This is a genomic window from Acidovorax sp. KPB24-03 (genome assembly GCF_057546605.1).
In genome coordinates, this window is the sequence record NZ_BAAJYR010000147.1 from 1 (window position 1) to 8930 (window position 8930).

Here is an 8930-nt window from a genome sequence, read left to right on the forward strand (position 1 = left end):
TTGACGCGCGATGCCGCGCTGCGCGTGGCCACCGCCACGGCGCGCAACATCGTGGACCACCTGCAGGGCCGGCCGCTGCCGCCCGGCCACCTGCTGGCCGGGGTCTGAGCCCGGCCGGCTACCCTTCGTTCTTCTTCCCCTTCGCTTCACGCACGACCCGCACCATGCCCGCACACAACCCCTTCAAATCCGCCCTCGCCGCCCGCCAGCCCCAGATCGGCCTGTGGCTGTCAATGGCCGACCCGTACCTGGCCGAGGCCGCGGCCACCACCGGCTACGACTGGCTGCTGATCGATGGCGAGCACGCACCCAACGACGTGCGCAGCACCTTGGCCACGCTGCAGGCCGTGTCCGCGCAGCCCGCCCAGCCGGTGGTGCGCGTGGTGGAAGGCAGCACCGCGCTCATCAAGCAGATGCTGGACATTGGCGCGCGCACCCTGCTCGTGCCCATGGTGGACACGGCCGAGCAGGCCCGGGCGATTGCCGCCGCCACGCAGTACCCGCCGCACGGCACGCGCGGCGTGGGCAGCGCCGTGGCCCGCGTGTCGCAATGGAACAGCCGCACGGACTACCTGCAGGTGGCCGACGACGAGGTCTGCCTGCTGGTGCAGGCCGAAACGGTGACGGCGCTGCAGAACCTGCCCGCCATCTGCGCGGTGGAGGGCGTGCACGGCGTTTTCATCGGCCCGGCCGACCTGGCCGCGTCCATGGGCCACCGCGGCAACCCCGGCCACCCCGACGTGCAGGCCGCCATCGAAGGCGCCATGCGGACCATCATCGCCAGCGGCAAGGCCGCCGGCACGCTCACCTCCGATCCCGTGCTGGCGCAGCGCTACCTGGACCTGGGCTGCACCTTCGTGGCAGTGGGGGTGGACGTGCTGATGTTCGTCGGCGCGGCACGCAAGCTGCGCGCGCAGTTCGGCGGGCCAGCGGCGGCGGCAGCGGCGGTGCCTCTGCAGGCGGGTGCCGCGTATTGAGGGATCCCCGCGGCGGAGGGTGCGGGCGCGCTGCGGCCCGCCGGGGAGATGGGGAGACGGGGGACTTGGAGGCGGTTATGAGGAAAATCCTATTGGGCACCGTGCTCGCCCTGGCGGCAGGCACGTCGTTCGGTGCCACGGTCAACATCAACAGCACCGGCAACTACGCCAGCCTGCAGAACTACACGAACTGCACCACGACGCCCGCGAGCCTGTGCGCCAACTACCTGACCACGAACAACGTCACCGGCACGTTCACGACGGCCGGTAACCTGCCCGCCAGCGCCAGCAACCTGGAGATCGGCTCGACCGTCACCTACTACAGCTTCTCCAGCGGCCTGGACACCGTGGCCTCCACCGACCCCAACGCCCGTCTGAACACGCTGCGCATCTCCACGGACGCCTCCGGCAACATCACGAACGTGAACCTGATGCAGGCCGTGCTGTGGATGACGGGCACCGCACCGCACACCACGGCGGACCGCTTCGCGGCCGTGATCGTCTCCGGCGCCACCAGCACCTCCACCCACAACTCCGGCTGCCAGAACACGGGCACGGGCAACAGCGGCGCGACCGATACCTGCCTGATATCGACCGTGACCGACACCTCGCGCAGCACGGCCAACAACGCCCCCGTGAGCTACGCGATGGCCGCGGCCGCGGTGACGGCATCGCCCATTCCCACGGTGTCCGAATGGGGCCTGATCCTGATGGCCTCGCTGCTCGGCATGTTCGGCATCGCCCGCCTGCGCCGCCAGCGCTGATCGGCTTTCGTTCAGCCCAACAAAAAACCCGCCGCTGGCGGGTTTTTTGTTGGGGCCGGCGCTTTTGGCACCGCTGCGTGTTGCATCAGCTGCCCGCCACCTTCATGCGGTTCACGAGGATCGAGCCCACGGTCTTGGCGCCGTAGTTGTAGGCATCGGCGCCCACGGCTTCGATGCCTTTCAGCATGTCCTTCAGGTTGCCGGCGATGGTGATCTCATGCACCGGGTAGGCGATCTGGCCGTTTTCCACCCAGAAGCCGCTGGCGCCGCGCGAGTAGTCGCCCGTCACGTAGTTCACGCCCTGCCCCATCAGCTCGATCACGAACAGGCCGGTGCCCAGCTTTTTCAGCATGGCGTCGAGGTCGTCGCCCGCGCGGGTGCGGCGCGAGGTGAGCGTGAGGTTGTGCGAGCCGCCCGAGTTGCCGGTGGTTTTCATGCCCAGCTTGCGCGCCGAGTAGCTGGACAGGAAGTAGCCCTCCACGCGGCCGGCATCCACCACCTTGCGGGGCGCCACGCGCACGCCTTCGTCGTCAAAGGGCGAACTGCCCTTGCCGCGAAGAATGAACGGGTCTTCCAGGATGTCGATGTGCTTCGGTAAAACCGGCTTGCCCAGCGAGTCGAGCAGGAAGGTGCTCTTGCGGTACAGCGCGCCGCCGCTCACGGCCTGCACGAAGCCGCCCAGCAGGCCGGCCGCCAGGGGCGACTCGAACAGCACGGGGCACTGCGTGGTGGGGATCTTGCGGCTGCCCAGGCGGCTCAGGGCGCGCTCGGCGGCGTAGCGGCCCACCTGGGCGGGCGCGGCCAGCTCGCGCGCATCGCGCATGGAGCTGTACCAAGCATCGCGCTGCATGTCGGCATTCTTGCCGGGCAGCGCGGCGATGGGCGCCACCGACAGGCTGTGGCGCGAGCTGGCATAGCCGCCGCGAAAGCCGCGCGTGTGGGCGCTGAAGAAGTGGCTCTGCTGGGCCGACACGCCCGCGCCTTCGCTGTTGGTGATGCGGCGGCTGGTCTGCAGCGCGGCGGCCTCGCATTCCATGGCGATGCGCGCGGCCTCCTCGCTGGTGATGGCCCAGGGGTGGAACAGCTCCAGCTCGCGGTGCGAGTCCTCGGGGGCGATGTCGGCCTCGTCCGGCAGGCCGGCCACCGGGTCTTCGGCGGTGAAGCGGGCGATGTCGTAGGCGGCCTGCACGGTCTGCTCGATGGCGGCGCTGGAAAAGTCCGAGGTGCTGGCGTTGCCGCGCCGGTGGCCGATGTAGACCGTCACGCCCAGGGACTTGTCGCGGTTGCGCTCGACGTTCTCCAGCTCGCCCTTGCGCACGCTGACCGACAGGCCGCAGCCCTCGGAGGCCTCGGCGCCGGCGTCGGTGGCGCCCAGCTTCTTGGCGTGCGCCAGGGCGCGGTCCACGAGGTCTTCGAAAAACGGGCGGGTGTAGCTGAAACCGCTGTCGGGTGTCTTCGGGGCGGCGCCGGCGGCGCGTGGGCTGGGTGTATTCATATCGGCGGCTATGATACTTGCCGCCTTCGGCGCCAAGGTGCCGAAGCCTGTATGGGCACACGCGTGCCCCTCCCATTGCCCCCACCATGTCACGCAAACCCAAAAAAGGCTACTACGTGCGAGGCCAGTTCGTTGCCGAAGGCAGCGAGCTGGACATCGAACTGAAAGCCGAGCTCAAAGGCACGCACGAAGCGAGCCGGACCGACCTGAAGCGCGAGAGCGATGCGCTGCAGAAGCTCGGCGAAGACCTGCTCACGCTGCGCGCCGACCTGATGGAACGCCTGCAGCTGCCCGAGAAGCTGCGCGACGCGCTGGCCGAGGCTCGGCGCATCACCAACTTCGAGGGCAAGCGCCGCCAGATGCAGTACGTCGGCAAGATCATGCGCCAGCTCGATCCCGCCGCCGTGGCTGCCGCCCAGGCCGCGCTGGACGAGCAGCACAACGGCTCGGCCGCCGAAAAGCTCGCGCTGCACGCCTCCGAGCGCTGGCGCGACCGGCTGATCGCCGACGACGCCGCGCTGCCCGACTGGCTGGAGCGCTTTCCGCGCACCGACACGCAGCAGATCCGCGCGCTGATCCGCCAGGCGCGCAAGGATGCGCAGCCCGAGGGCAAGGTCGCGAACGTGCAGGTGTCCGAGGGCCTGGCCCCGCGCAAGGGCCGCGCCTACCGCGAGCTGTTCCAGCTCGTGCGCGAACAGATGGAAGACGCGGCCACCCACGCCCGCCACGAAGAGACCGGCCGCGATGCCTGAGGCCGTGGCACCTGCCGCGACCGGCGGCTTCGAGCCGGTGCGCATCGGCATCGTCTCCGTCAGCGACCGGGCCAGCACCGGCGTCTACGAGGACAAGGGCCTGCCCGCATTGCAGGACTGGCTTACCCGTGCGCTGCGCAACCCCATCGCCTTCGAGCCCCGGCTGATCCCCGACGACCAGGCCACCATCAGCGCCACGCTGATCGAGCTGGCCGACACCGCCGGCTGCAGCCTCGTGCTGACCACGGGCGGCACGGGCCCCGCCCTGCGCGACGTGACGCCCGAGGCCACGCTGGCCGTGGCCCACAAGGAGATGCCGGGCTTCGGCGAGCAGATGCGCCAGATCGGCCTGCGCTTCGTGCCCACGGCCATCCTCTCGCGCCAGGTGGCGGTGGTGCGCGGCAGCACGCTCATCGTCAACCTGCCCGGCCAGCCCAAGGCGATTGCGGAAACGCTGGAAGGCCTGCGGGGCGAGGACGGCAGCCAGATCGTGCCGGGCATCTTCGCCGCGGTGCCCTACTGCATCGATTTGATCGGCGGGCCGTACCTGGAAACGCACGACGCGGTTTGCAAGGCGTTCCGGCCGAAATCGGCCGTGCGGCGCTGATGCTATATTTTTTATAGCATAACGCCCTAGTATTTATTGCGTTGCAGGCCTTTTTGGCTTGCACACCGAAGCCGGGGCCGCCACCGGCCACTGACCACCGGCCAAAGCGCCGGCTACTTTCCCACCAGTTCGTTGAGCTTGTCCGCCTGGAACTGCTCCTCGCGCGCCGCGTCGCAGGGCACGCAGTCCTTGGCCGGTGCCTGCGGGTTGGCCGAAAGCTTTTCGATGGCCTGCCACAGCAGCGCGATCTGGTGCTCCTGCGACGAGGCGTTGTCGATCAGGCCGCGCATGGCCTGCGAGAGCGGATCGTCTTCCTGCGTGATGCCGTAGGCAGTGAAGGGGCGCGCGGCCTGCGGCTCGGTCACGTCGGCGCTTTGGCCGGCCTTGGAGGGGATGATGCGGGCCGGGATGCCCACGGCCGTGGCGCCTGGCGGCACGGGCTTGATGACCACCGCGTTGCTGCCGATCTTGGCGCCGTCGCCCACCTCGAAGCCGCCCAGCACCTTGGCGCCGGCGCTCACCACCACGTCCCTGCCCAGCGTCGGGTGGCGCTTGGCGCCCTTGTAGAGCGAGGTGCCGCCCAGCGTCACGCCCTGGTAGATGGTGCAGCCGTCGCCGATCTCGGCGGTTTCGCCGACCACCACGCCCATGGCATGGTCGAAGAAAACGCGCTCGCCGATCCTGGCGCCCGGGTGGATCTCGATGCCGGTCATCCAGCGCGCGAAATGCGAGATGAAGCGCCCCAGCCACGGCAGGCCGTGGCGCCAGCACCAGTGCGCCGGACGGTGCAGCCAGATCGCGTGCAGGCCGGGGTAGCAGGTGACCACCTCCCAGGTGCTGCGCGCGGCGGGGTCGCGGTCGAGGATGCACTGGACGTCGGAGCGCAGGCGGGCAAACATGGGGTGGTGGGGCGTGGGGGCGCAGCGGAAAAAGAGCCGCCGAGTCTAGCGCTTTGCCTGCGCGGCGCCGGTCATGGCCTTGGCGACACCGCGCAGGATGTGGATTTCCTCGGGCGTGAGTTGCGCGCGGTTGAACAGCTGGTTCAGGCGCGGCATGAGCTTCTTGGGCGCGGCGGGGTCGAGAAAGCCGATGTCCACCAGCGCGCGCTCCCAGTGCGCCAGCATGCCGGCCACCTGCGCGGCATCGGCCCGCTCGGTGGCGGGTGCGGCCGTGCCTTCCTGCGGCAGCGCGGCGGCGGCGAAACCGCCGAGCGCCAGGCGCCATTCGTAGGCGACGACCTGGATGGCTGCCCCCAGGTTGAGCGAGCCGAAGGTGGGGTTGGTGGGAATCGACAGCGCCACGTGGCAGCGGTACACGTCGTCGTTGGCCATGCCGAAGCGCTCGCTGCCGAACAGGAAGGCCACGCCGGCCTCCGCAGTGGGAGTGGGAGCCGAATCGGGCTCCAGCACATTTTCTTCTAGGGCATGTTGCTCACTTTTCAATAGCAAATCGAAATGCTCGCGCGGCGAGCGCGTGGGCGGGCCGAAGTCGCGCGGGGTCATGGCGGTGGCGCACAGGTGGCTCATGCCGTCCAGGGCCTCGTCCAGCGTGGCGACGATGCGCGCGTTCTCCAGCACGTCCAAGGCGCCGCTGGCGCGCTGGATGGTTTCCTCGCGGCGCAGCACGTTGGCCCAGCGCGGGGCGACGAGCACCAGGTCGCCGAAGCCCATGGTCTTCATGGCGCGGGCGGCGGCGCCGACGTTGCCGGCATGGCTGGTGTGCAGGAGGATGAAACGGGTCTTCATGGCGCGCGGTCGGTGAAAAAAGGCAGTACGGGTAAAATCGCGCGCTCATTGTCGCCGTCCGCATCGCCGGGGCGCCATTCCCCGTTCCTGAACCGCCAGGCCGCCCTTGCCGCGCGCCCGGCCCACGCCACAATCCAATGTCGACCAATCTGCACCCCATGCTCAACGTGGCCATCAAGGCCGCACGCGCCGCCGGCGCCATCATCAACCGCGCGGCCCTGGACGTGGAATCCGTGCGGATCTCGCAAAAGCAGATCAACGATTTCGTGACCGAGGTGGACCACGCGAGCGAAAAGGCCATCATCGAGACGCTGCTCACGGCCTACCCCGGCCACGGCATCCTGGCCGAGGAATCGGGCAGCGAGTACGGCGCGAAGGATTCGGAGTTCGTCTGGATCATCGACCCGCTGGACGGCACCACCAACTTCATCCACGGCTTTCCGGTCTATTGCGTGAGCATCGCGCTGGCCGTGCGCGGCAAGGTCGAGCAGGCCGTCATCTACGACCCGACCCGCAACGACCTCTTCACCGCCACCAAGGGCCGCGGCGCCTACCTGAACGAGCGCCGCATCCGCGTCTCCAAGCGCACGCAGCTCAAGGAATGCCTGATCTCCACCGGCTTTCCGTTCCGCCCGGGCGACAACTTCAAGAACTACCTGAACATCATGGCCGACGTGATGCAGCGCACCGCCGGCCTGCGCCGCCCGGGCGCCGCCGCGCTGGACCTGGCCTACGTGGCCGCGGGCTACACCGAAGCGTTCTTCGAGACCGGCCTGTCGATCTGGGACGTGGCGGCCGGCTCGCTGCTGGTGACCGAGGCCGGCGGCCTGGTCGGCAATTTCACGGGCGAGGCGGACTTCCTGGAGCAGCGCGAATGCCTGGCCGGCGCACCGCGCATCTACGGCCAGCTGGTGCCCATCCTCACCAAGTACAGCCAGTTCGCCAGCGCCGGCGACAAGGCGGCCGTGCGCCAGGCGGCGGCCAACCTCTCGCTGCCCACGGACGGCCTGGACGACGTGGTGCCGGCCACCCCGGCCGAGGACGGCGAAGCCGCCACCGGCGCCCGCTGACCGGCAGCGCCCGCGCGAAGGGATTGCCGCTGCGGCCCACGGGCCGCGCGGCAGTCCCTTTTTTCTTTTCAGGCCCGTGGCCCGTGTGGGCCTATTCCGGGTCGGGGTACTTGAGCGCGATGTGGCGGAAGTCGTCGGCCAGGTCCACGAAGGCATCCACCATGTCGGGGTCGAAATGCGTGCCGCGGCCCCGCACGATGGTGGCGCAGGCCTGCTCGTGCGAGTACGCGGGCTTGTAGATGCGTTTGCTGATGAGCGCGTCGTACACGTCGGCCACCGCCATGAGCCGGGCCGAGACGGGAATGGCATCGCCCGCCAGGCCCTCCGGATAGCCGCTGCCGTCCCACTTTTCCTGGTGGCTGTAGGCGATCTCCTTGGACACGCTCAGAAAGGCCACGCGCATGCCCAGGCGGCGCTCGGCGTCCTCGATGGCATTGCGGCCCAGCGTGGTGTGCGTCTTCATGACCTCGAACTCTTCCACCGTGAGCTTGCCGGGCTTGAGCAGGATGCGGTCGGGGATGCCGATCTTGCCGATGTCGTGCAGCGGCGCCGATTTGTACAGCAGCTCGATCATGCGTTCGGTCAGCGTCTGCTCGAAGCGCGGGTGCAGGCGCAGGTGCTCGGCCAGCGCCTTCACGTACAGCTGCGTGCGGCGGATGTGGTTGCCCGTCTCGTTGTCGCGCGTTTCGGCCAGGGAGGTCATGGCCATGATGGTCACGTCCTGGATGGCCTGCACTTCCAGCGTGCGCATGGCCACCTCGCGCTCCAGGTAGGCGCTCTTGTCGCGCAGGAAGTCGGCGGTGGCCTTCAGCGCCAAATGGGTGTGCACGCGCGCCAGCAGGATGGGCGGGCTGATGGGCTTGGTGATGTAGTCCACCGCACCGGCCGCCAGACCCGTGCGCTCGTCGTCCGAGGTGGAGCGCGCGGTGAGGAAGATCACCGGGATGTCGCGCGACTGCGGATGCGCCTTCAGTTGGCGGCAGACCTCGTAGCCGTCGATGCCCGGCATCATGATGTCCAGCAGGATCAGGTCGGGCGGCGGGGACGACTGCGCGATCCGCAAGGCCTTCTCGCCCTGGTTGGCGACCTTGACGTGGTAGTGGTCACGCAGCAGCGTGCCCATGAGGGTGAGGTTGTCGGGCGTGTCGTCCACCACCAGCACGGTGGCGATGGGTTTTTCGACAAAGAGGGACTCGTCGGCATAGAAATGGGGAATGTCCATGGGGTGGTCCTGTCATGCGGCCCCGCCTGGTGAAGGCTCGGACCCGTCGAGGTCCGATTGCGCCGCGGCATGCAGCGTGTCCAAGGCCCGCTCAAACTCGAAACTCCGGGTATCCGCTTCCAGCGCGGCGAACGCCACGCCCAACGCACTTTCCAGCACCGGCCTATTTTGCTGCAGATGGTCCACGGCGGCCGGGTCGTCGGCCTGCAGCAGCACCTGCAGGCGCTGCAAGGCCGGGCGCAGCGCCATCGGCGCCGGCTGGCCCGGCAGCGCATCCGCCGGCAAGGGGTCAGCGGGT

Annotated in this window: 10 protein-coding genes; 5 read left to right on the forward strand and 5 right to left on the reverse strand. The window is 69.0% G+C overall.

Translation table 11 applies throughout. The features are described from left to right. The first annotated feature begins 164 nt into the window (after window positions 1–164). Window positions 165–977, forward strand: coding sequence for a 4-hydroxy-2-oxoheptanedioate aldolase (hpaI, locus tag AC27KI_RS15040; RefSeq protein ID WP_487114534.1), 813 nt, complete (start codon window positions 165–167; stop codon window positions 975–977). Between the two features lie 101 nt (window positions 978–1078). Beyond that, window positions 1079–1741 carry an IPTL-CTERM sorting domain-containing protein gene (locus AC27KI_RS15045; protein WP_487114542.1) on the forward strand — a complete coding sequence of 221 codons (663 nt, stop codon included), beginning with the start codon at window positions 1079–1081 and terminating at the stop codon, window positions 1739–1741. A gap of 85 nt (window positions 1742–1826) precedes the next feature. Here AC27KI_RS15045 and pmbA read toward each other — a convergent pair whose 3' ends face one another. Beyond that, entirely contained in the window at window positions 1827–3236 is a 1410-nt protein-coding gene (gene pmbA, locus AC27KI_RS15050; protein WP_284402734.1) for a metalloprotease PmbA, read from the reverse strand. 86 nt (window positions 3237–3322) lie between these two features. Here pmbA and yjgA point away from each other — a divergent pair, with 86 nt between their 5' ends. Both yjgA and mog read left to right on the forward strand, forming a co-directional pair. Continuing rightward, complete coding sequence (gene yjgA, locus AC27KI_RS15055) at window positions 3323–3988, forward strand: ribosome biogenesis factor YjgA (RefSeq protein ID WP_284402733.1); 666 nt, start codon at window positions 3323–3325, stop codon at window positions 3986–3988. Then, window positions 3981–4595: a molybdopterin adenylyltransferase gene (gene mog / locus AC27KI_RS15060; RefSeq protein ID WP_487114536.1), complete on the forward strand. Its 615-nt coding sequence runs from the start codon at window positions 3981–3983 to the stop codon at window positions 4593–4595. Before yjgA ends, mog begins: the two co-directional genes overlap by 8 nt. A gap of 113 nt (window positions 4596–4708) precedes the next feature. On the opposite strand, the gene cysE is transcribed toward mog, so the two are convergent. Both cysE and AC27KI_RS15070 read right to left on the reverse strand, forming a co-directional pair. Then, window positions 4709–5494: a serine O-acetyltransferase gene (gene cysE, locus AC27KI_RS15065; protein WP_317355805.1), complete on the reverse strand. Its 786-nt coding sequence runs from the start codon at window positions 5492–5494 to the stop codon at window positions 4709–4711. 45 nt (window positions 5495–5539) lie between these two features. Further along, window positions 5540–6340, reverse strand: a complete 801-nt coding sequence (locus AC27KI_RS15070) for an RNA methyltransferase (RefSeq protein WP_487114538.1) — start codon at window positions 6338–6340, stop codon at window positions 5540–5542. Window positions 6341–6477: 137 nt separating this feature from the next. Here AC27KI_RS15070 and AC27KI_RS15075 point away from each other — a divergent pair, with 137 nt between their 5' ends. Further along, window positions 6478–7410, forward strand: coding sequence for an inositol monophosphatase family protein (locus AC27KI_RS15075; RefSeq protein ID WP_284427743.1), 933 nt, complete (start codon window positions 6478–6480; stop codon window positions 7408–7410). A gap of 91 nt (window positions 7411–7501) precedes the next feature. Here AC27KI_RS15075 and AC27KI_RS15080 read toward each other — a convergent pair whose 3' ends face one another. Both AC27KI_RS15080 and AC27KI_RS15085 read right to left on the reverse strand, forming a co-directional pair. After that, window positions 7502–8632 (reverse strand): response regulator, encoded by a 1131-nt coding sequence (locus tag AC27KI_RS15080; RefSeq protein ID WP_284427742.1) that lies wholly within the window; start codon window positions 8630–8632, stop codon window positions 7502–7504. Between the two features lie 12 nt (window positions 8633–8644). Next, on the reverse strand, window positions 8645–8930 hold a 286-nt coding region (locus tag AC27KI_RS15085), incomplete at its 5' end, for a hypothetical protein (protein WP_487114540.1).

Excerpts from the sequence above, each read along its gene's own strand:
- hpaI (WP_487114534.1), top strand. The coding sequence starts at position 165 with ATGCCCGCACACAACCCCTTCAAATCCGCCCTCGCCGCCCGCCAGCCC.
- pmbA (WP_284402734.1), bottom strand. The coding sequence starts at position 3,236 with ATGAATACACCCAGCCCACGCGCCGCCGGCGCCGCCCCGAAGACACCC.
- yjgA (WP_284402733.1), top strand. The coding sequence starts at position 3,323 with ATGTCACGCAAACCCAAAAAAGGCTACTACGTGCGAGGCCAGTTCGTT.
- mog (WP_487114536.1), top strand. The coding sequence starts at position 3,981 with ATGCCTGAGGCCGTGGCACCTGCCGCGACCGGCGGCTTCGAGCCGGTG.
- cysE (WP_317355805.1), bottom strand. The coding sequence starts at position 5,494 with ATGTTTGCCCGCCTGCGCTCCGACGTCCAGTGCATCCTCGACCGCGAC.
- AC27KI_RS15070 (WP_487114538.1), bottom strand. The coding sequence starts at position 6,340 with ATGAAGACCCGTTTCATCCTCCTGCACACCAGCCATGCCGGCAACGTC.
- AC27KI_RS15075 (WP_284427743.1), top strand. The coding sequence starts at position 6,478 with ATGTCGACCAATCTGCACCCCATGCTCAACGTGGCCATCAAGGCCGCA.
- AC27KI_RS15080 (WP_284427742.1), bottom strand. The coding sequence starts at position 8,632 with ATGGACATTCCCCATTTCTATGCCGACGAGTCCCTCTTTGTCGAAAAA.